17 protein-coding genes are annotated in these 22,024 nt (G+C 61.5%); 9 read left to right on the top strand and 8 right to left on the bottom strand.

Going from position 1 to position 22,024, the window contains the following annotated elements; all coding sequences use genetic code 11:
* Positions 1-14 precede the first annotated feature (14 nt).
* Genes OOZ53_RS21455 through OOZ53_RS21430 form a run of 6 tightly spaced genes read left to right on the top strand, consistent with a single transcriptional unit; the run spans position 15 to position 7,199 of the window.
* Positions 15-1,553: a type II and III secretion system protein family protein gene (locus OOZ53_RS21455; protein WP_425499209.1), complete on the top strand. Its 1,539-nt coding sequence runs from the start codon at positions 15-17 to the stop codon at positions 1,551-1,553.
* Positions 1,554-1,609: 56 nt separating this feature from the next.
* Positions 1,610-2,290 carry a CpaD family pilus assembly protein gene (locus OOZ53_RS21450; protein WP_425499212.1) on the top strand — a complete coding sequence of 227 codons (681 nt, stop codon included), beginning with the start codon at positions 1,610-1,612 and terminating at the stop codon, positions 2,288-2,290.
* Positions 2,291-2,335: 45 nt separating this feature from the next.
* Positions 2,336-3,616, top strand: a complete 1,281-nt coding sequence (locus OOZ53_RS21445; RefSeq protein WP_271091785.1) for an AAA family ATPase — start codon at positions 2,336-2,338, stop codon at positions 3,614-3,616.
* A gap of 34 nt (positions 3,617-3,650) precedes the next feature.
* Positions 3,651-5,132, top strand: coding sequence for a TadA family conjugal transfer-associated ATPase (locus tag OOZ53_RS21440; RefSeq protein WP_271091784.1), 1,482 nt, complete (start codon positions 3,651-3,653; stop codon positions 5,130-5,132).
* 44 nt (positions 5,133-5,176) lie between these two features.
* Positions 5,177-6,187: a type II secretion system F family protein gene (locus OOZ53_RS21435; protein WP_271091783.1), complete on the top strand. Its 1,011-nt coding sequence runs from the start codon at positions 5,177-5,179 to the stop codon at positions 6,185-6,187.
* A gap of 40 nt (positions 6,188-6,227) precedes the next feature.
* Positions 6,228-7,199: a type II secretion system F family protein gene (locus OOZ53_RS21430; protein WP_271091782.1), complete on the top strand. Its 972-nt coding sequence runs from the start codon at positions 6,228-6,230 to the stop codon at positions 7,197-7,199.
* An 80-nt stretch (positions 7,200-7,279) separates the two neighbouring features.
* Here OOZ53_RS21430 and OOZ53_RS21425 read toward each other — a convergent pair whose 3' ends face one another.
* Positions 7,280-8,077 carry a tetratricopeptide repeat protein gene (locus OOZ53_RS21425; RefSeq protein ID WP_271091781.1) on the bottom strand — a complete coding sequence of 266 codons (798 nt, stop codon included), beginning with the start codon at positions 8,075-8,077 and terminating at the stop codon, positions 7,280-7,282.
* Between the two features lie 182 nt (positions 8,078-8,259).
* On the opposite strand from OOZ53_RS21425, the gene OOZ53_RS21420 reads away from it, so the two are divergent.
* From OOZ53_RS21420 to OOZ53_RS21410, 3 genes are all read left to right on the top strand, one after another.
* The gene (locus OOZ53_RS21420; protein WP_271091780.1) at positions 8,260-9,633 is read left to right on the top strand and encodes a leucyl aminopeptidase family protein; all 1,374 of its coding nucleotides are present in this window, start codon (positions 8,260-8,262) and stop codon (positions 9,631-9,633) included.
* A 92-nt stretch (positions 9,634-9,725) separates the two neighbouring features.
* Positions 9,726-10,076: a MarR family winged helix-turn-helix transcriptional regulator gene (locus OOZ53_RS21415; protein ID WP_271091779.1), complete on the top strand. Its 351-nt coding sequence runs from the start codon at positions 9,726-9,728 to the stop codon at positions 10,074-10,076.
* Entirely contained in the window at positions 10,073-10,936 is an 864-nt protein-coding gene (locus tag OOZ53_RS21410) for a C40 family peptidase (RefSeq protein WP_271091778.1), read from the top strand. The genes OOZ53_RS21415 and OOZ53_RS21410 overlap by 4 nt, the downstream gene beginning before the upstream one ends.
* Before the next feature lie 8 nt (positions 10,937-10,944).
* On the opposite strand, the gene OOZ53_RS21405 is transcribed toward OOZ53_RS21410, so the two are convergent.
* From OOZ53_RS21405 to OOZ53_RS21375, 7 genes are all read right to left on the bottom strand, one after another.
* Entirely contained in the window at positions 10,945-13,353 is a 2,409-nt protein-coding gene (locus tag OOZ53_RS21405) for a fatty acid cis/trans isomerase (RefSeq protein ID WP_271091777.1), read from the bottom strand.
* Between the two features lie 64 nt (positions 13,354-13,417).
* Positions 13,418-15,115 carry an adenylate/guanylate cyclase domain-containing protein gene (locus OOZ53_RS21400; RefSeq protein WP_271091776.1) on the bottom strand — a complete coding sequence of 566 codons (1,698 nt, stop codon included), beginning with the start codon at positions 15,113-15,115 and terminating at the stop codon, positions 13,418-13,420.
* Between the two features lie 55 nt (positions 15,116-15,170).
* Positions 15,171-16,115, bottom strand: a complete 945-nt coding sequence (locus OOZ53_RS21395; protein WP_271091775.1) for an oxidoreductase — start codon at positions 16,113-16,115, stop codon at positions 15,171-15,173.
* Between the two features lie 115 nt (positions 16,116-16,230).
* Complete coding sequence (locus OOZ53_RS21390) at positions 16,231-17,859, bottom strand: ABC transporter ATP-binding protein (RefSeq protein WP_271091774.1); 1,629 nt, start codon at positions 17,857-17,859, stop codon at positions 16,231-16,233.
* Positions 17,856-19,001, bottom strand: a complete 1,146-nt coding sequence (locus OOZ53_RS21385; RefSeq protein WP_271091773.1) for an ABC transporter permease — start codon at positions 18,999-19,001, stop codon at positions 17,856-17,858. Before OOZ53_RS21385 ends, OOZ53_RS21390 begins: the two co-directional genes overlap by 4 nt.
* Before the next feature lies 1 nt (position 19,002).
* Entirely contained in the window at positions 19,003-20,100 is a 1,098-nt protein-coding gene (locus tag OOZ53_RS21380; protein WP_271091772.1) for a microcin C ABC transporter permease YejB, read from the bottom strand.
* A gap of 39 nt (positions 20,101-20,139) precedes the next feature.
* A complete protein-coding gene (locus OOZ53_RS21375; protein ID WP_271091771.1) occupies positions 20,140-22,023 on the bottom strand; it encodes an extracellular solute-binding protein in 1,884 nt (627 codons plus the stop codon).
* Between the last annotated feature and the right edge of the window lies 1 nt (position 22,024).

Genomic DNA, 22,024 nt, shown 5'->3' with positions numbered 1-22,024 from the left:
CCGGGGATAAAACAGTGCGTAGATCAAATCTTTCAGCTCTTGCAGCAACCTTTGGTCGCCAGACTCTGCTTGTCGGTGCGGCTGTCGCATTGACCACTGTGCTGACCGCGGAGTCCTTTGTCAGCCCAGCCCAGGCCAATCCGCCATCCATCAAGGTCCGCAAGTCGGGTTCCGGAAACGTCAAGGAAGTCAAGCTGGGGCTGAACAAGGCGGTCGTCGTCGACCTGCCTGTCGATGCCCAGGACATTCTGGTTGCCGACCCGTCCGTCGCAGACGCCGTGACCCGGTCCTCGCGGCGCATCTATCTCTTCGGCAAGGCGGTCGGCCAGACCAATATCTTTGTCTTCGGTGCCGACGGAAAACAGATCGTCAGCCTCGATCTCGCCGTTGAACGGGACATCACCGGCCTGCAGAGGCAGCTTGCGCGCTTCATTCCGGATTCGGATATCTCCGTTGAAATCATCAGCGACAACATTGTGCTGACCGGAACGGTGCGCACGCCCCAGGACGCCTCGCGCGCCAGTCAGCTTGCCGAGATCTTTCTCAAGGGCGGTGAAGCCACGACACGGAACATCACCGCGGTCGGTGATGGCGGCGATGCTGCCATCTTTGCGGAACAGCGCCAGGTCTCGCAGATCATCAACCTGATCGACATCGAGGGCGAGGACCAGGTCACGCTCAAGGTGACGGTGGCCGAGGTCAGCCGGCAGGTGCTCAAGCAGCTCGGCTTCAACACCTACCTCATCGGAGCAAGCGGCTCGGCGGCGTTCTCGTCCGTCAATCCTGTCGGGCTCGGAAAAGCCCTGAGCAGCACCTTCGGCCGTTCGGAGTTCAATCTGGGCAATTCCACCGTGGAAGCCTATGTCCGGGCCATGGAGCAGGCCGGCGTGATGAAGACGCTGGCTGAGCCGAGCCTGACGGCGATTTCCGGCGAGCCGGCGACATTCTTCGTCGGCGGCGAATTCCAGCTGGTGACCGGCCAGGCGGTCGATGCCGATTCCGGAACGATCACCTACACATACGAAGCCAAGGAATGGGGTATCGGCCTTGAATTCATCCCGGTGGTCCTGTCCGCCGGACGGATCAGCCTGAGGGTCAAGACCGAGATCTCCGAGCCGACCTTCGAGGGAAGCGTGTCCCTGAGCGGCGCCAACGGCTTCGGCGGTGTCACCGTCAACGGCATTCGCCGGCGTGAAGCCGATACGGCCGTTGAACTGCCCTCGGGCGGCTCGATCGTCATCGCGGGACTGGTTCGCGACGATCTGCGCCAGGTGATGGGTGGATTTCCTGGTCTTTCGAAAGTGCCGGTTCTCGGAACGCTGTTCCGCAGCCGTGATTTTGTCCGCAACGAGACGGAGCTGGTCATCATTGCGACACCCTATCTCGTCCGTCCGGTGGCCCGCAACAAGCTGGCGCGTCCGGATGACAATTTCAACGCATCCAGTGACGGCGCGGCAAACTTCCTCGGTCGCGTGAACCGGGTCTACGGGCAGATGGAAACCGATCTGCCGCCGGGCCGCTACCATGGCGTCGTCGGGTTTATCTACAAGTAATGAGGGGCTGGAGTCACATCATGACGCATAGGAACACTGTCTCGATGAAACGGCCAATGCACCATCCCCGGGGTCGTAAGTCACCGGTCTCGATCAAGGTGGCGATGGTCATGGCGGGCGCTCTTTTGGCCGGCTGCGCGAATGTTCATGACATTGAGGTCGGTTCGGTGCCGGACGACTACCGCACGAATCACCCGATCATGATTGCCGAGAAGCAGCACACGGTCGACATTCCGGTTGCCAGCGGCGAGCGCAATCTGAATCACGGCCGGATTTCCGCGGTGCGCGGATTTGCATCCGACTATCGGGAAACGGCGTCCGGAGCGGTGCAGATCATGACACCGGTCGGCTCGCCCAACGCCGGTGCCACGTCGCGCATCGCCAAACAGGTTCGCAAGATCCTGGTGGAGGAGGGCATTCCGGCCCGGCGCATCACCTACACCTCCTATCAGGCGGCGGCGCAGAACGACGCGGCGCCGATCCGACTGAGTTTCGTCGCCATCAGCGCGCATACCAATCAGTGCGGCAAATGGCCGGAGGACCTGGTCACCAATACGATGGAAAACAAGCACTACCAGAATTTCGGATGTGCCACGCAAAACAATCTGGCGGCCCAGATTGCCAATCCGTCGGACCTGATCGCACCACGCGGCATGACCCCGATCGACGCGCAGCGCCGCGACGAGGTGATCGGGAACTATCGTAAGAACGGTTCCACCGCCACGCCCAGCGAGTAGCTGAGGGCTTGAGTGAATCTGGAGAACGCAAGGCAGGATGACGAAATGAGTGAGGTTGCTGAAAATCAGGGTGCGGATCATAGCCTGCTCGACACAGGCGGCGATCATGACGCAATGGACAATCTTCGTCCGTTGCCCCGTATTTCCATACAGGCCTTTTGCGAATCGGACAGCCTGATGCAGACCATCAGCGCCATGGCCGACGACAGGCGGCTGGCGCGCGTGCATATGCGCACGATCACCGGTGGCCTGGAAAAGGCCTGCACGATGTACGCCTCATCTCCGACGCCGAACCTGATTATTCTGGAGAACGCGTTGAGCGGCGATGAACTGCTGAACCAGCTGGCCGAACTCGCCGATGTCTGCGATCCGACCACGAAGGTCATTATCATCGGCTATGACAATGACGTGTTCCTCTATCGCGAGCTGATACGCAGGGGCATTTCCGAGTATCTCGTCGGTCCCGTCTCCATCGCCGACATCATCCATGTGGTGTCGACGATATTCGTCGACCCGGAAGCAGAGCCGCTCGGCCGGACGATTGCATTTGTCGGCGCCAAGGGAGGCGTCGGCGCGTCCACCGTAGCCCACAACTGCGCATGGGGTATCTCCAGCCTGTTCGAGACCGAAGTCATCCTGGCGGATCTGGACCTGGCGTTTGGAACGGCGAACATCAATTTCGACCAGGACCCGCCGCAGGGCATTGCCGAGGCGGTGTTTGCGCCCGAGCGGCTCGATGACGTCTTCCTCGAGCGGCTCCTGTCGAAATGCGCATCGCACCTGTCGATGCTGGCCGCGCCTTCGATGCTCGACCGGACCTATGATTTCAGCGGCTCGACCTTCGAGCCGGTTCTCGAAATTGTTCAGCGAACCGCTCCGGTCGCGGTGCTCGATGTGCCGCATATGTGGACCAACTGGACCAAGTCGGTGCTTGCCGAGGTGGACGATGTCGTGGTTGTCGCAACACCCGATCTGCCCAACTTGCGCAATACCAAGAACCTCATCGACACACTCGGCAAACTGCGACCCAACGATCGTACGCCGCGCCTTGTCCTCAATCAGGTCGGGGTGCCGAAGCGGCCGGAGATTTCGGTTGCCGATTTCTGCGAACCGCTCGAAATCGATGCAACGGCAATCATCCCGTTCGACGCCCAGCTCTTCGGAACGGCTTCGAACAGCGGTCAGATGATCGCTGAAACGGATGCCAAGGCGCCGATCGCCGAGACCTTCTCGCAGCTTGCGCATGTCTTGACGGGTCGTGCGGAAGTCAAAGCCCAGAAAAAGTCCGGGCTGACGGGCCTGCGGTCCCTGTTGGCGCGCAAATAGGCTGACCGAGAGTTCCAAGTTTCAGGGGTAATCAATGTTTGGCAAACGCGGAAAAGACGGATTTGGAAGGGTGGAGGACACGGCTGTCCAGACGCCCCCCCTTGCGCCGGAGCTCGAGATGGAAAAGGCCCCGGAAGAGGCCCCGCCCGCCCCTGAGCCGGCACCCATGTCAAGCAACACGCCAATCGCCCCGGGCGGCAACCGCCCGGAGAAAAAGCGCGCGTCCAAGAAGTCGGACAATTACTACACGACCAAGTCGCAGGTCTTTTCGGCGCTGATCGACACGATCGATCTTTCGCAGCTTTCCAAGCTCGACAATGAAAGCGCGCGCGAGGAAATCCGCGATATCGTCAACGATATCATCACCATCAAGAATTTCGCGATGTCGATTTCCGAGCAGGAGGAACTGCTCGAAGACATCTGCAACGACGTTCTCGGCTATGGCCCGCTGGAGCCGCTGCTGGCCCGCGACGAGATCGCCGATATCATGATCAACGGCTCCGGCACGAGCTACATCGAGGTCAACGGCAAGGTCGAGGAAACCGATGTGCGTTTCCGCGACGAAAGCCAGTTGCTGTCGATCTGTCAGCGCATCGTCAGCCAGGTCGGCCGCCGTGTCGACGAATCGAGCCCGATATGCGACGCGCGCCTGCCTGACGGCTCGCGCGTCAACGTCATCGCGCCGCCGCTGGCGATCGACGGCACCGCACTGACCATTCGTAAGTTCAAGAAGGACAAGCTCACCCTCGATCAGCTGGTCAATTTCGGCTCGATCACGGAGGCCGGCGCGACGATCCTCCAGATCATCGGCCGCGTTCGCTGCAATGTCGTCATCTCGGGCGGCACGGGTTCGGGCAAGACCACCTTGCTCAACTGTCTGACCCGCTACATCGACGAGACGGAGCGTGTGATCACCTGCGAGGACTCTGCGGAGCTTCAGCTTCAGCAGCCCCATGTCGTGCGCCTTGAGACACGGCCCCCGAATATCGAAGGCGAAGGCGAGGTCACCATGCGCGACCTGGTCAAGAACTGCCTGCGTATGCGTCCCGAGCGGATCATCGTCGGCGAGGTCCGTGGACCGGAGGTCTTTGACCTCCTGCAGGCGATGAACACCGGCCATGACGGTTCGATGGGCACGATCCACTCGAACTCGCCGCGCGAGTGCCTGAGCCGTATCGAATCGATGATTGCCATGGGCGGCTATTCGCTGCCGGCCAAGACCGTGCGCGAAATCATCGCCGGTTCGGTGGACGTCATCATTCAGGCGGCCCGCCTGCGCGACGGTTCGCGCCGCATCACCCACATCACCGAAGTCACGGGCATGGAAGGTGACGTCATCATCACCCAGGACCTGATGACCTTCGATATCGATGGCGAGGATGCCAACGGCAATATCATCGGCCGCCACATGTCGACCGGTATCGGCCGGCCGCATTTCTGGGAGCGCGCGCGCTACTTCAACGAGGAGCGCCGGCTCGCCGAGGCGATCGACAGCATGGAACAGACAGGTGCGTAAAAGCCCGGTTGGCTGGAAAGTGAGAGTAGGAAAGGGCGGTCGACATGTTCGGAATTGAGATGCCGGTTCTGGTAATCATAGCGCTGGTGGCCGTTGCCGCCGGCGGCTTTGCCTATACGTTCCTTTTCACGTCGATCGAGACCCAGAATAAATCGGATCAGCGCTACAAGCAGGTCAAGCGTCAGGAAACCGACAGCAAAGCCCTGAAGATGGCCCGCGACAGCGTCAATGAAGCGGCCAAGCGGCGCAAATCCGTTCAGGAATCGCTCAAGGACCTGGAAGAAAAACAGAAAAAGAAGGTCAATTACGCCTCGCCGCCGTTGAAGATCGCCCTCTACCAGACCGGTTGGGGCATCAATGTCGCACAGTTCTATATCGCCAGCGTTTTCATGGGCCTGGCCTTCGGCCTGGCCGCGCTGCTGGTCGGCACGCCGCTGTTCGTGGTTGCCGGCATGGTGATCGTCGGTTTTCTGGGCGTTCCGCGATGGATCGTTTCGTTCAAGCGCACACGCCGCTTCAAGGCCTTCCTTGATGAATTCCCGAACGCTCTCGACATCATCGTGCGTTCCATCCGCTCGGGCCTGCCGATCAACGATGCGCTGAGGATGATTGCCACCGAGGCGCAGGAGCCGCTGCGCACGGAATTCAAGCGCATCGTCGAGGCCCAGCAACTGGGCATGACCGTACCGCAGGCCTGCGAGCGTTTGCACGAAAACATCCCGTTGCCGGAAACCAGCTTCTTCTCGATCGTCGTGACGATCCAGGCACAGGCCGGCGGCAACCTTTCCGAGGCGCTGGCCAATCTTTCGCGCGTCATTCGCGACCGCAGAAAGATGAAGGCAAAGGTCAACGCGCTGTCGATGGAGGCCAAGGCATCGGCCGTCATCATCGGCTCGCTGCCTTTCTTCATCATGGCAGCCGTTTACATGACGTCGCCCGGATACATCATGCCCCTTTTCACGGACCCGCGTGGACACCTGATCCTGGGTGTTTCGGCCGTCTGGATGGTGATGGGCGTGCTGGTCATGCGCAACATGATCAATTTCGACATTTAAGGCCTGAACCGAAGCTGGCGATACAAAGAGTAGCCCTGTCATGATCAAGACGCTCACAGACCCAACACTTGTTTCAGCGGTCCTTGTCGGCATCGCGGTTTTCGCCACGATGGTCACGATCTTCATGCCTTTCTTCGAGCGCGGCGACCTGAAGGCGCGCATGAAATCGGTCGCGCTGGAGCGTGACGAGATCCGGGCACGCGAACGCGCCCGGCTGAATGCAGAGGCAAATTCCCGCGGTTCGCTGCGGCACGACAACAACACCTCCATCCGTCAGTTCGTGGATCGGCTCAACCTGCGCGAAGCCCTGGTTGACAGCACCACTGTCAAGAAGATGAGGATTGCCGGCTTTCGAACCCAGAACGCCCTGAACATATTCCTGTTCGCGCGCTTCACGCTGCCTTTCCTTTTTCTGGCGGCGGCTGTGGCCTACGTGTTCTGGCTGGACGGACTTTCAGAACAGCCGACGGCAATGCGGGTTCTGTTCTGCGTCGGCGCCGCATATCTTGGATTCTATGCGCCCAACATCTACGTCTCCAACAAGACCCAGAAGCGCCAGAAGTCGATCCGCATCGCCTGGCCCGATGCGCTTGACCTTATGCTGATCTGTGTGGAATCGGGCGTATCGATCGAAGCCGCATTCCGGCGTGTTGCCGATGAGGTCGCAAACCAGTCGGCGCCGCTGGCTGAAGAACTGGTTCTGACCACCGCCGAGCTTTCCTATCTGGACGAGCGGCGCAAGGGCTTTGAGAACCTCGGCGAGCGCACGGGGCTGGAGCCGGTCAAGTCCGTCTGTCAGGCACTGATCCAGGCGGAGCGTTACGGTACCCCGGTTGCCCAGGCGTTGCGGGTGCTGGCCCAGGAAAGCCGCGACATGCGCATGACTGAGGCTGAGAAGAAAGCCGCGGCCCTGCCGCCAAAGCTGACCGTGCCGATGATCCTGTTCTTCCTGCCGGTGATCTTCGGGGTCATCCTCGGACCGGCGATGATGAGCGTGTTCGATACGATCTGATACGGCAAGCGAAACACGGACGTAAAAAAACCCGGCTTTGTCAGCCGGGTTTTTTTGGTTCTTGAATTGTTTCGGGCTTGTCAGCTCTTCTTGTCCTTGAGCTTCGCCCATGCGTTCTGCTGCGCCATCATCGAGCGAAGATAGGCGACATTGGCTTTCGCCTGTTCGCGAGAGAGTTCGGCCTTGGCGATCTGTTCGGCTTCCTCGAAGCGGCCCTGCAGTCCGACGACGAGCGCCAGGTTCTGGCGGACGCGGCTGTCGGCGCCGGGTTTGCCGACGGCTTGTTTCAGATAGTTCTCTGCCGTCGGCAGGTCGCCGGAAAGCAAATAGGACATGCCCAGATTGGAAAGGACCGACGGCTCGCCCGGCACCATATCGAGTGCCTTGCGGTAGAAACGGCGCGCCTCGTTCGATTTTCCGAGCTGATCAAGGATGGCGCCTTCGGCCGACAGCAGTTTCCAGTCCGGCTGGTCCGGTGTCTGGGCGCGCTGGATCGTGCCGAGCGCTGCTTCCAGCTGCCCGGCGGAGGCCTGGGCCTTGCCGTAGCTCGCCAGCACGTCCCGGTCGGTCGGGTGGTGGATGGCGACCTGCTGCATGACCGCGAGCGCCTGATCGTCCCGTCCCGTCATGCGCAACAGGGTGGCATAGTTGATGCCGACGGCCTTGTCTTTCGGATTGGCCTTGTAAGCCGATGCATATTTGCCCTCGAAGCGTGAAAGCTCCGAGCTGTTCATCTCGGAGATCGGTTTGTTGCCGGTGGGGATGGAACCCGTCTTGATCTTGCTGACATTGGCGCAACCGGCCAAGGTGGCCACCAAGGCGACGGCGCAAACCGTTCTGCCAAGCTTCGCCCGATATTTGTTTGCAGAATTCCCCATTTGACGACCCCGTTTCCGTCTATCCCGCGCGGTGGCCGCGATATTCCGCGACCTCGAACAATCTTTCAGCGTGCCGATTCCACTTTGCCGCGGAATGCACTAGCTTCTGATGATCTGCCCACCGTTCAATAAATATTCTGTTAACCCTAATGGATGGTTAACGAAACCAGCCGAGGTGACCCATGACGACCAACTGTTTTGTCGATGCAGGCGAAGCCAGCCTTCCGGTGTTTCTGATCGGCAAGGATGACATCGCGCAACAAAGTCTGGATCCGGCCTTGCAGGCCTGGATCGGTCAGACCGGGTTCGCCGCTTCGCAGGGCGAGTTTCAACTGTTTCCGGGGCCGGACGGTGCTTTGGCGGGCGCGTTGTTCGGTATCGGCGAGGGGATAGACGACAGGCCTTTCATGACCGGCGCATTGGCCCGGAAGCTGCCCGCCGGCACCTGGCATTTTGAGAACACCGCAGGCAAGGACGCGTTGATGGCCCTGGGCTTCGGCCTCGGCGGTTACCGCTTCGATCGCTACAGGAAGCAAGACGGGGCGGGCGCAAAGCTCGTCTGCCCGCCCGGCGCGGAACGCCCCGTACTTGAGCGGATCCTGCGTGGTTGTAACCTTGCACGGGACCTCGTCAATACGCCGGTCAACGATATGGGCCCCGATGAACTTGAGCAGAGCCTGCGGGCGCTGGCATCGGATCATTCGGCTGAAGTCACCAGTATCGCCGGGGACGCGCTGCTTGAAGAGAATTTTCCCATGATACATGCGGTGGGGCGCGCGAGCCGCTCGGCGCCGCGTCTGCTCGATCTTTCCTGGGGCCCGGAGGACGCGCCGAAGGTCACCCTCGTCGGCAAGGGCGTGTGCTTCGACACCGGCGGCCTCGATATCAAGCCGGCTTCCGCGATGCTTCTCATGAAAAAGGACATGGGCGGGGCGGCAAATGTGATCGGACTGGCTTCGATGATCATGGATGCCGGTCTTCCCGTGCGCCTTCGAGTTCTGATTCCGGCGGTCGAGAACGCCATTGCGGGCAACGCCTTCCGCCCCGGCGACGTTCTGACGAGCCGCAAGGGACTGACGGTCGAGATCGGCAACACTGACGCGGAAGGAAGGCTGGTGCTGGCCGACGCCCTGTCGCTCGCCGACGAGGAGGCGCCGCAGCTGATGATCGACATGGCAACGCTGACCGGCGCGGCGCGGGTGGCGCTGGGGCCGGATCTGCCTCCCTATTACTGCCACAGCGACACCCTGGCGGCGGCACTGGACAGTGCCGCGGAGCAGGTTCAAGACCCGGTCTGGCGCATGCCTCTGTTCGGTGCCTACGATCGCAACCTGTCCTCGCCGATCGCCGATCTGAACAACGCACCGGCCGGCGGTATGGCGGGATCGATCATAGCCGCCCTGTTCCTCGCCCGCTTCGTTGAAAATGCTGAAGAATGGGCGCATTTCGACATTTACGCCTGGAATCCGAAGCAGAAACCGCATGCGCCGGTGGGCGGCGAGGCGCAGGCCATCCGCGCGCTGTTCCAGCTGCTGTGCCAACGCTATCCGGCCTGATGCGTCCGTTGACCGGCGCATGTTTTGACCCGGATAACCGCAAATGATACGGTAGCGAAACAATTACCGGTTTCGGGGTACGGATTGCGGAAATGAGTGTGGCACTCAGCCCATCGCAGGCACTGCATCTGTGGCACAGCGCCACGCTCAGGCTGGTGCAGTCCGATGCCCATGACCTGACATTGCGTCAGCTGTGCATCTTGCTCCATATCTATCTCGTGCCGCCGCCGCATACGGTGCGCGGGCTTGCGGCAACGCTGGGCGTGACGAAGCCGGTGATCACGCGCGCGCTCGATTCCATGGGCTCATTGGGTCTCGTGCGGCGCACGCGCGACGAGAAGGACAAGCGCAACGTGATCATACAGCGCACGGTCGAGGGCGCGCTCTATCTCGAACGGCTGGGCGACATCATCATCGACGAGGGACGGGAGCTGGAGCTTTGAGCGCGGCTCCCGACCGGCGGCTCAATGCTTATCGCGACGACCTTGCGGATATTGCGCTGGAGGGCCAGGTCAATGCCGGCAAATTCGTAGCCGGCGAAAAACGGGTGGTGGCCGAACCCGTCCTGGATATGCGCGATCATCCGAGCGCCGGTTCCAGCATCGGCACGCAGGCGCTGATGGGCGAGACCGTAACGGTGTTCGAGGAAAAGGACGGGCTGTCCTGGGTCCAGCTGGAAACCGATCGCTATGTCGGCTATGTGAATTCCGATGGCCTTGCTGTGCCGGGCGCTGAGCCGAACCATGTGGTGGCCGTGCCCCGGACCTTCATCTATGAGACTGCCGACCTTCGCAGCCCCGTCCGCATGGTCTGTTCCATGGGCAACCGGCTGGCGCTGGGCGGCAGCCAGACGACACGGGGCACGGATTATCGCCTGCTTGATGGCGGCGGCGCCGTGATCGCCGCGCATGTGGAGCCGTTGACCTACCGGGCTTCCGATTATGTCGCGGTCGCCGCGGGCTTCCTGAACACGCCCTATCTATGGGGCGGCCGGTCCGGTTTCGGGCTCGATTGCTCCGGGCTGGTGCAACTCTCTCTGGCGATGTGCGGAAGGCCGGTCCCGCGCGACACCGACATGCAGGCCTCCGGTCTCGGTGAGTCGATCGAGGCCGGTCCCGGCTATGCGCGGTTGCAGCGCGGCGATCTCGTTTTCTGGAAAGGGCATGTGGCGATCGTCGAGGATGAACGGTGCGTGCTTCACGCCAGCGGTCACGCCATGCAGGTCGTGCGCGAGCCTCTGTCGCAGGCCATAGACCGCATAGCAAGGCTGTATGGCCCGCCGACGCAGACGCGCCGGCCGTAACGGCTGAATCATCGCACGGGATCGCCGGACCTGGGGTCCTTGTAGCGGTTGAGGTCCAGAAGCCCGGCCTGCAGAGCGTTCTGGGCGTTCATCGCCGCTTGCACCCTGTCCACGCTTGTCCAGAAACCGGGGCTGGAACGGCGCACGCCGTATTTTTCGACAAGCCGCATGTAACCGGCCTGACTGGTAACCGTTTGAAGTTCGGCCACAAATGCAGGCAACGTGTCTTCGCCGACCCTGAAATGGAAATTCGGATAGCTCGCGAACTGGCCCGGCACGATGGTCAGTCGATCGTTCTCCGGCTCGCGTCGGTTTTCCTCGCGGAACAGGAAGGCCACATTGCTGTGCGCCTTGTCGTGCGCCAGCGTGAAGACCAGGGGCGAGGCAGGGGTTTCGACCAGAAGCAGCGCGATGTCGGGCATATATTTGACCCATGGTCCCTTTCGGCTGGCTATGGCCCGCAACCGGCCCTGCGGCGTGTCCGGCTTCGCACAGTCGGCGCCGGAGCATCGGTTGATGGGATCGAAGACCGGCCAGAGGCGCGGTCCGATGGTGAGCAGCGTCTCCAGGAACTCGGCTTTCGGATCGTCCGTCGCAAATTCGATTGCCGTCGGCGCGCTGGTGTCGACGGGCTGTTCCTTCCAGCGGTCCACCAGCTCGGCGAGCGGGCCGCGATACCAGCGTTCGTGCAGCGGTTCACGCACATCCGGCGGCAGGAAGGACAGGAAGATTGTCTCGCCCTCACGCCGCAGATTGTCCATGTAAAGCCGGGTGGTCAGCTGATGTTCGATATTGCCGAACACGTCGAAACCGGCCACGAGGTCGTAATAGATCCGCTCGAACAGCGGATAGTCGATCACCCATGCGGTCTCCGGCACGGCACCGACAAAGCCGGTGACCACGGAGGCGTTGTCGAAATTCCTGTAAACGGTCAGGCGCGCATCCAAATTGCCGCCGCCGCCGTCCCAGATATCGGTATAGGCCGGTCCGTCCGCATAGGACGGCGCCGAGCGGTAGCGCAGGTCCCTGAACTGCAGATATTTCACCGGCCCCCTGGAAAGGAAGCCCGAAAGCCGGGATTTGAGATCTCCGCCTGTATTGGCGACGGGCAGTTCCAGCAGCGGTGCCGCCTCGCGCAGATAGGAGGGATCGGTCACCGAAAGATCGGACGCCGGATCCAGGAAGGAAACCCAGAACCGGTCCTCGATCACGTCGACCGCCACCTGGCCATAGCAGACCGGACCGCGGATGAAGCTGCGCACGAAAAACAGCGCATCGTCGAGCAGGAACCGGTAGCGCCCGTCCGCCGGCAGTGCGGCGAAGGTCGAAAAGGGGTTGCCGCCGGCGGCCGCGGAGTAGGGCGGCAGCGTTTCGACGTCCTTGTCGCCGGACAGGAACAGGGCACGATAGCGGGCGATCCGTTCCGGTCCGATCTCATAGACCATGTGCTCCTTGTGCAGGATCGTCCCGTCAATAGGAACGATGCGGTAATAGAACGGCGCTTCGCCCGGATCGTCGAAGGGTCGTCTTGTCGCGATTTCGTCCGCCGCTTCGCCGGGCGGCGTCCGCGAACGGATCACCCGGAAAAACCGGTCCGGCGTGTCGCTCTCGATATGCAGATGGGCAAGGAAAAGGTGCTCGAAAATGTAGCGCGCCGCCAGCCTTTGCCGCATGTCGTCGCCATTGAGAAAGGCCTCGACTGCGGCAATGTTCCGGCTCACCTGCTCCGGCAGTGCATTGTGCCTCATCGGCAGCGGTGCGCCGGACGCCGCCCATTCGGAAAGCAGGCTGAATTCGGCATCGCTCAGCGGTGCGGTGCCATACGGCATGCCGCCATGTGGATGGTCTGCCATGTAGTTTTCCAGCTCATCGGGAGCCGGACAGCTCAGCTTGCGGTGAATATCGAGGTCGATCTCGTCCGGAAGAGGTTTGTCGGCGGGTGGCGGATTGGCCCGGCCGAGCGTCAGCAGGCCGGACACGATGGACGGATAGGCGTCCGGTGTATCCGGATTTTTCACCACGGGATAAAAGCCGAGCTTTCGCCAACCGGCCTCAGTGGTGGCATCGATGCCGAGGCGGGTCAGCGGTGCATCCTTCAAGCGCGACGGATCGTAGACACGCTCCTTGCTGGCGCCGCGCAGCAGGCCGTCGGGAGAGGAGAGTTTGAGTTGGCAAGGCGCGTCGTAGCAGCCGTGACAAACGACACAGCGCTTTTCAACGACATCCTGCACGCCAGACCATCTCTGATCCGAGGCTGCGCGCTCCGCCGCATCCAGAACGGGCATTGGCGGATAGCCGTCCGCTTCCGTCGCCGGCCTGTCGTCGCCGCAGGCCGAAAGCAAGAAAAGCGCGGCGATACACAGCAGATATCTCAGCGGCCGGATATGAAAAGCGTTTTCCGTGTAGCGGCGAACCATCCGCCAAGTCTAGAGCGTGTCCGGCTTGGATTGAAGCATTTGATGGTGTGGTTGTCTCTGGCGCTCACGCAGGCACGCCTGCCGCCTCCAGCCGCGAGTGCAGCAATACACGGTCCGCCTCTCTGGCGAAGGGGTAATTGTCGACGACCGACAGATCGAGACCGAGCCGGCTGATCATCTCCTTGAAGTCGCTTGCGTTTGTGATCTCCGGCTTTTCCGCTGCGGCGGCTGCGTAGATCATGCCGCAATTGCTGATCAGGGGCGCGCGCTCATAACTCTCGCGGGCGTATTGAAGCGATTTTTCGCTTTCACCCGTTATCAGATAGGCAAGACCGATCGAAAACAGCAGGACAGGAAACACCATGCTTTCAGACATCATGTCGAGATTGTCGATCAGGTATTTGGCGCCCTTTTGCGCATCTCCCTCGAAGATCTCCACCAGCCCAAGGGCGGCCTGCAGTTCCTGATAGCCGGGATTGATCTGCAGAGCGCGGTCGATATCCGAGCGCGCGCCGTCATAGTCGCTGTGCAGCCACAGCCGGTTGAAGGCCCTTGCCATAAAGACCACATCCGACTGCGATCCGAGACTGACGGCCCGGTTGGAAAGGTCCATGATCCGCGCCGTATCGACCTCCTGCCGGCGGCCATATCCGGCAAAGAGCGGGCTTATCAAAGACATGGCGAGCATCGCCAGGGCCATCGGATTGTCGGGTGATTTGGAGAGCGCCGTTTCGAGCGAAGCCTGGGCGCCCTCGGCACCCTCGCGTGTCCAGCGGGCATTGAGAAAGGCGGCCTTGGAAAGCAGCTCCTGGACTGACAAATCCGAATCGGGCCGCTCGGCATACTCTTCGCCGTCCCGTGAGGTCGTGAAGCTGCGCACCATGACAGAAATGCGTCGCGCGACCTGCTCGATGAAGTCGTCGCGATCATCTGTGTCGCTTTGGAAGCGCTCCGTGCGGATTGTTTCGCCGCCCCTGCCGCTCGACAGCGTCATGTCGAGCCGCACTTTCGTGCCGGAAACGCGGCAGCGGCCGCCGATGACATATTTGGGTTCGGTCTTCTCGTTGCGTTCCGAGACCACCTTGATGCCGGTGCGGCGCGACATGAGCAGCAGCAATTCGTAGCGGATTTCCTCGGCAAGCTCCGCGGCCTCGTCTTCGGAGCCCGAGATGTGCAACTCCTCGATCAGCACGACGGGTACGGTGTTGGCGGCCTTCTCCTCCGTCGGAGCCGAAAGCAGGGATTGCCCCTTGATCGTTTCCGGTGCCCATCCGTAAACGGCGGTGTCCACGGTGATGTTCTTCAGCCGCTGGATGCCGAGATCCTCGAAATCCGTTCCGGTCTTGCGATCGACGAGCTTGAAGACATCGCCGGACACGATGACGGCGCCGGGCGCGGCGATCTGTTGCAGGCGCGCAGCGATATTGACGCCGTCGCCGAAAATGTCCTCGTTTTCATGAATGATGTCGCCGACATGGATGCCGATGCGGATCTCCAGGCTTCCGTCCTGGCTGAGGCGCTGCTGGATGGCGGTGGCGCAATTCACCGCACCCACGATGGAATCGAATTCGGCCAGCCATCCGTCACCCATATTCTTGATGATCGAACCGGCATGTTCGGTGACCGAGGGCTCCAGCAGATCCCGGCGAAAGGTCCTGAGCCGAGCCAGCGTGTCCGCCTCGTTTTCGGCCATCAGCCGCGAATAGCCGACAATGTCTGCCGCCATGATCGCTGCGAGTTTGCGAGACTGCTCCTTGGACATGGATTCAACCCAGTTTCATATCCGCCGCATGAGGCCCGCGACGCCGCGAGGCCGGTCAGTCCTGAATTTGTGGTTCGAGGCCGTCAATTACAACCGCAAACCGTTCGCCCGTGAGCTGTTCGGACAGTTCCCAAAGCCGTTTGGCGGCGTCTGCGTCCCGGGCCTGGGGCCGCATGCGGGCGAGCCCGGTTGGACCGCGCATCTCCATAACGCCCTGTGGACCGAAATACTGTCCGCCCTCAACATCCGGATCCAGGGCTGCGACGAGGGTCGGCTGCGCGCCCTGGGCCGGCGCGTGGGTGAAGAACGGCATCAGAGTGATGCGCAAAAGGGTGTAAAGGACCGGGTTCATATGCCGTACCAGTTCGGTACCGGAAACGCCCGGATGGGCGGCGACGGAGAGTATTTGCCTGCCCGCCTTACGCAGTCGGCGGTCGAGTTCCAGCGCGAACATCAGGCAGGCCAGCTTGCTCTGGCCATAGGCGCGCCCGCCCCGCTGACCCTGCCCCGACCGCAAGCCCTCGAAATCGATCGCAGCGTTCTTGTGGGCAATGCTGGCGAGCGAAACCACGCGGCTTTGCGGTGTGTCCGGCATCAGGTCGATCAGCCGTGCCGTCAGGACGAAATGCCCGAAATAATTGGCCGCCATCTGGATTTCGAAACCGTCCTCGCTGACTGCATGCGGCGGTATCATGACCCCGGCATTGTTGATCAGCAGGTCGAGGCGACCATGGGTCTGGACAAATGCATCGGCGAACTGCCTTACCGATGCGAGGCTCGAAAGGTCGACTGTCATGATTTCGACATCGCCGCCCGGCGCTGATTTCAGAATATCCGTCCGCGCCGCCTCGGCACGTTCGCGGTTTCGGCAGGCCATCACGACTTTCATTCCGGTAAGGGCGAGCCCGATCGCGGTTTCCTTGCCAAGGCCGGCATTGGCGCCCGTTACGATCGCTATACGACCGGTCTGATTCGGAATGTCGCTCAAATCGAATGCCATTCGTCCCGCTTTCTGAGATGTCGCGTGCGAACACGATGCGCAATAATATGGACATATTGACGAATTTTGTCAATATGTGGAATCCCGGAAGTCGTGCGGGTACAGGCCGAGGACACTAGTCGCTGACAATGCCGGATGTCGTCGCCACCAGGTCGAACGCTGCAGCCATCAGCGCCTTCGTATAGTCGGTCTGCGGATCGTCGAAGATCTGGTGGGCCGGTCCCTGCTCGACCACCTTGCCGAAACGCATGACGATGACATTGTTGGCCAGTGCCCTGACAACCTTCAGGTCATGACTGATGAACAGATAGGCGAGGTTGTGGTCGCGCTGCAGCTTGCGCAGAAGGTCCACCACCTGCGCCTGCACGCTCATGTCGAGCGCCGAGGTCGGCTCGTCCAGCATGACGAAGCGCGGGTTGAGCACCATGGCGCGGGCAATGGCGATGCGCTGGCGTTGTCCGCCGGAGAATTCGTGCGGATAGCGCCAGCGTGTCGAAGGATCGAGGCCCACCTCCTCCAGCGCCGACGCGACGCGGTGGTCGCGCTCCTCGCGGCTGAGCCCCGGCTCGTGGATGCGCAGGCCCTCCGAGACGATCTCGGCGATCGACATGCGCGGCGACAGCGAGCCGTACGGGTCCTGGAAGACCACCTGCATCTGGCTGCGCAGCGGCTTCATGGCTGAGAAGGAGTAACTGTCGATATTCTTGCCGACGAAGGCGATCTGTCCCTGCGATGAGATCAGGCGGGTCAGTGCCAGGCCCAGCGTCGTCTTGCCGGAGCCGGATTCGCCGACAATGCCGAGCGTCTGGCCGGCCCGCAATGTCAGGTCGATGCCGTCCACCGCCTTGATATGGTCGGCGGTGCGTCTGAGGAAGCCCTTCTTGACCGGGAACCAGACCTTGACCTGTTTGCCCTCGATGACGATCGGCGCGCTGTCGTCGGATTTCGGCGGCTCGCCCCTCGGCTCGGCCGCCAAGAGGTGCTTGGTATAGTCGTGCTGCGGGTTCTCGAAAATCTCCCGCGTCGGGCCGGCCTCGACGATCTTTCCCTGCGTCATCACGCACACCCGGTCGGAGATCTTCCGCACGATGCCGAGATCGTGGGTGATGAACAGCATCGACATCTTGTGGTCGGCCTTGAGCGTGTTGAGCAGCTCGAGGATCTGCGCCTGCACAGTCACGTCGAGCGCCGTGGTCGGCTCGTCGGCGATCAGCAGTTCCGGACGGTTGGCAAGCGCCATGGCGATCATGACGCGCTGGCGCTGCCCGCCGGACAATTGGTGCGGATAGGACCCGAGGCGTTTTTCCGCTTCACGGATACCGACCTGGTTCAACAGCTCCAGCGTGCGTTCGCGCGCCGCAGCGTCGTAAAGCCCCTGGTGCAGCCCGAGAATCTCGCCGATCTGCCGCTCGATCGTGTGCAGCGGGTTGAGCGAGGTCATCGGTTCCTGGAAGATCATCGTCACGTCGTTGCCGCGCACGTCGCGCAGCTTGGCGTCATCGGCCGCAAGCAGGTCCTCGCCCTTGAACAGCACCGAACCGGATGGATGGCTGGCCGCCGGGTAGGGCAAGAGTTTCAGCACCGATAGCGCCGTCACGGATTTGCCGGAGCCGGATTCGCCGACCAGGGCCACCGTCTCGCCGCGGTCGATGTCGAAGGACACCCGGTCGACGGCCAATGTTTCGTCCTCGCCCTGGCGGAAGGCAACCGAGAGATCGCGTATGGAAACCAGCGGCGCGCTCATTGGAAAGTCTTTCTCGGATCGAAGGCATCGCGCGTCGCCTCGCCGATAAAGATCAGCAGCGACAGCATGATGGAGATGACGAAGAAGGCGGTCAGACCCAGCCAGGGCGCCTGCAGGTTGTTCTTGCCCTGGGCGATCAGTTCGCCGAGCGACGGCGAGCCGGGCGGCATTCCGAAGCCGAGAAAGTCAAGCGAGGTCAGCGTGGTGATCGATCCGGAGAGAATAAAGGGCAGGAAGGTCAGCGTCGCCACCATGGCATTGGGCAAAAGATGCCGGAAGATGATCGTGGTGTTTCCGACGCCGAGCGCCCGCGCCGCGTTGACATATTCGAAATTGCGGGCCCGCAGGAACTCGGCCCGGACCACGCCGACAAAGGCCACCCAGGAAAACAGCAGCATGATTCCGAGCAGGATCCAGAAGCCCGGCGGCAGGATCGCTGCCATGATCAGCAGAATGTAGAGCACCGGCATCGATGACCAGATCTCGATGAAGCGCTGCAGCAGAAGATCGGTCCAGCCGCCGAAATAGCCCTGCACCGCGCCGGCCGAAACACCGATGATCGCCGAAAGGCTGGTCAGCGCCAGCCCGAACAGGACGGAAATGCGGAAGCCGTAGATCATCCGCGCCATCACATCGCGGGCCTGATCGTCCGTGCCCAGCCAGTTCATATTGCCGATGATGCAGTCCGGGTCCTCGACCCCCAGCGGATAGGCCGAGCAGCGCTCTTCCTTGCTCATCAGCCAGAACGGGCGCGTCGGCGCCGAGCTCGGGATGTAGGAATTGGCGGTCCGGTAGGAGTAGCGGACCGGCGGCCACAGCATCCAGCCATTGGCCTCGATCTCGTCGCGGATGAACGGATCGCGGTAGTCGGTGCGCGCCAGGAAACCGCCGAATTTCTCCTCCGGATAATCGACCAGGACCGGCACCAGCAGCTCGCCCTTGTAGGAGGCGAGGATCGGCTTGTCATTGGCGATCAGTTCCGCGCCGAGGCTGAGCACGAAAATGACGAGGAAGATCCAGAACGACCAGTAGCCGCGGCGGTTGGCCTTGAAGTTGCGCCACCGCCGCTTGGCCGTGGGCGAGAAGAACCCGGATGGACGCCCGCTGGGCGCTTCGACGGTCTGTTTGACACGCTGTTCCATATCACACGTCCCGCCGCTCGAAGTCGATACGCGGATCGACCCATGTGTAGATGAGGTCGGAGACGAGACTGACGACAAGGCCCATCAGCGAGAAGATGAACAGCGTGCCGAAGACCACCGGATAGTCGCGGCTGAGCACCGACTGGTAGCCGAGGCGGCCGAGCCCGTCGAGCGAGAAGATGGTCTCGATCAGCAGCGAACCGGTGAAGAAGGCGGTGATGAATGCCGCCGGAAAACCGGCGATAATGATCAGCATGGCGTTGCGGAACACATGACCGTAAAGCACCTGCCGCTCGGTCAGGCCCTTGGCGCGTGCCGTCGTCACATATTGCTTGCGGATCTCGTCGATGAACGAGTTCTTGGTCAGCAGTGTCGTCGTGGCGAAAGCCGCCAGCGACAGCGAGATCAGCGGCAGCGTCAGGTGCCAGAAATAGTCGATGATCTTTTCCCACCAGGAGAGTTCGGAGAAATTGTCCGATACCAGGCCGCGCAGCGGGAACCAGTCGAAGAACGAGCCGCCGGCGAAGAGAATGATCAGAAGAATGCCGAAAAGGAAGCCGGGCACCGCATAGGCGACGATGATGACGCCCGAGGTCCAGATGTCGAAGCGCGAGCCGTCGGTGACCGCCTTGCGCACGCCGAGCGGAATGGAAATGATATAGGATATCAGGAGGATCCAGACGCCCAGTGAGATCGAGACCGGCATTTTTTCGATGATCAGGTCGATCACCGTGACGTCACGGAAATAGCTTTCCCCGAAATCGAAGCGGATATAGTTCCACATCATCGTCAGGAACCGTTCGAGCGGCGGCTTGTCGAAACCGAACTGCTTTTCGAGCTTGGCGATGAATTCCGGGTCGAGGCCCTGGGCGCCGCGATATTTGGACGAGAAATCCTCGCCGCCCGCAGCCGGCTGCGCCTGGAAATCGCCGCTTCCGGAAATGCGGTCCAGTGCAGAATTGCCCTGGCCGGTCAGTTCCGCGATCACCTGTTCGACCGGCCCGCCCGGGGCGAACTGGATCACGAGAAAGGTGATTCCCATGATCCCGATGATCGTCGGGATCATCAACAGCAGCCGCCTGACAATATAGGCGCCCATTAGTGCATTATCCCCTGCTTGTTCTTATTGTTGTTGGTCTCAGGCCTTGCCAATCTTAATTGCCTTTTCCCGGTCAAGCCACCACAGACGTTCCACAGGCCATTCGTAATCGGGCTTCGGTTCCTTGAAGCCGAACATGTCCCAATAGGCAACCCTGTGATCGGCCGAATACCAGTTGGGTATCCAGTCGAGGCGCGCCCGATTGACGCGGTCCAGAACCCGCATCGCGGTTGTCAGGTCCGCCCTGTTATCGGCTGCTTCCACGTAATCGAGCAACTGCTCGTAGACCGGCGCGTCGACGCCCGGAAGGTTCATCGAGCCTGGCCGGTTGGCGGTCTGCGGTGCAAATATCGTCCTCAGATTCTCGGCGGTCGGCGTCGCTTCAAACGACACGGCATAACCGACCATGTCGAAATCGAACTCGTCGAGCCGTAACTGGAACTGCGCGGGATCGACCAGCCGGATCGAGGCGTCGATACCGATGCGCCGCATGTTCTCGACAAAACCCGAAAGCAGCCGCTCGAAGACCGGCGACCGGATCATCACTTCGACGCTGAGTGTTTCTCCGTTCTTCTTAAGAACCGTACCCTGACGGCCCCATCCTGCGTCGTTCAGCAGTTTCACGGCCCGCCGGAGCAATTGCCGGTCGCGTCCGGAACCGTCCGACACGGGTTGCATCACGGCCTCGCCGAAAGCTGCCGCCGGCACCAGATCGCGCACCGGTTCGAGCAGCGCCAGTTCCGCCTCACCGGGCATGCCCGTGGCAACGAATTCGGAGCGCTGGAACAGCGACTGCGAGCGCGCATAGGCGCCGTAGAAGATCTTGTCGTTGGTCCATTCGAAGTCGAAACACAGATTGATCGCCTCGCGGACCCGGATATCGTCGAATTTCGCGCGGCGCTGGTTCACCGCCCATGCCTGCATGATAGGTCGTTTTTCGGCCGGGAACGTTGTCTTGATGACGCGGCCGTCATTGATGGCCGGAAAATTGTACTCCAGCGCCCAGGTCTTCGAGGTGAATTCCTCGCGATAGACAATGTCGCCTTTCTTGAACGCTTCGAAGCCGGCCTGCCGTTCGGCGAAGAACTCCAGCCTCAGCGCATCGAAATTGTCGAGGCCGCGCGCCGTCGGCAGATCGCGTGCCCAGTAGTCCTCAACCCGAACAAAATCAATGAATTTGCCCGGTTCGAAACGTCCCGGCCGGTAGGGTCCCGACGACAGCGGCACGTCGAGCGAACCGTTGTCGAACTCATGGGTTTCGTAATAGGCAGCGGAAAGCACCGGAATATTTGCCGCCGACAGGATCGACTGCGCCGACTGATCGCCGGAAAAGCGGATCTCGACCGTATGTGCGTCAAGGGCGACGGCTTCGGTCAGATCCCGCAGGGTCGTCGAGATGTTGGGATGGCCTTCCTCCTTAAGCGTCAGGAAGCTGAAGACGACGTCCCGCGATGTCACCGGTGTGCCGTCGTGGAACCGTGCCTGCGGGCGGATGCCGAAGCGCCAGATATTGCGGTCTTCCGAACACTCCACCCATTCCGCCAGGTGGCAGTAAAGCGCGTCCGGCTCGTCGATCGCCCGGACCATCAGCTCATCGAAGCACAGCTCCATGCGCGGCGGCGCATCGCCCCGCAGGATGAACGTGTTGAGCGTGTTGAAGGTCTGGTAATTCTGGTTGTAGTACCAGTTGGGCGGCAGGAAGGAAAACATGCCGCCTTTCGGGGCGTTCGGATTGACGTAGTCGAAGTGCCGGAAATCCGGCGGATAGCCCAGCTCGCCGAAAGCCGAGATCCCGTGCAGCTTCTCGCCGGCCGGATTGTTGGCGAATGCCAGCCGGGCCGGGATCATCAGGCCTGCTGCGGCGGCGCTTGAGCCCGCGAGGAAGCGGCGGCGGGTGAGGGGCGGTCTCGTTCGGTCGGCCATG

The organism is Allohoeflea poritis (genome assembly GCF_027889715.1).
GTDB classification, from domain to species: domain Bacteria; phylum Pseudomonadota; class Alphaproteobacteria; order Rhizobiales; family Rhizobiaceae; genus Hoeflea_A; species Hoeflea_A poritis.
Note: the sequence above shows the minus strand (reverse complement) of the source record. Positions and strands in the feature narration are given on the sequence as shown.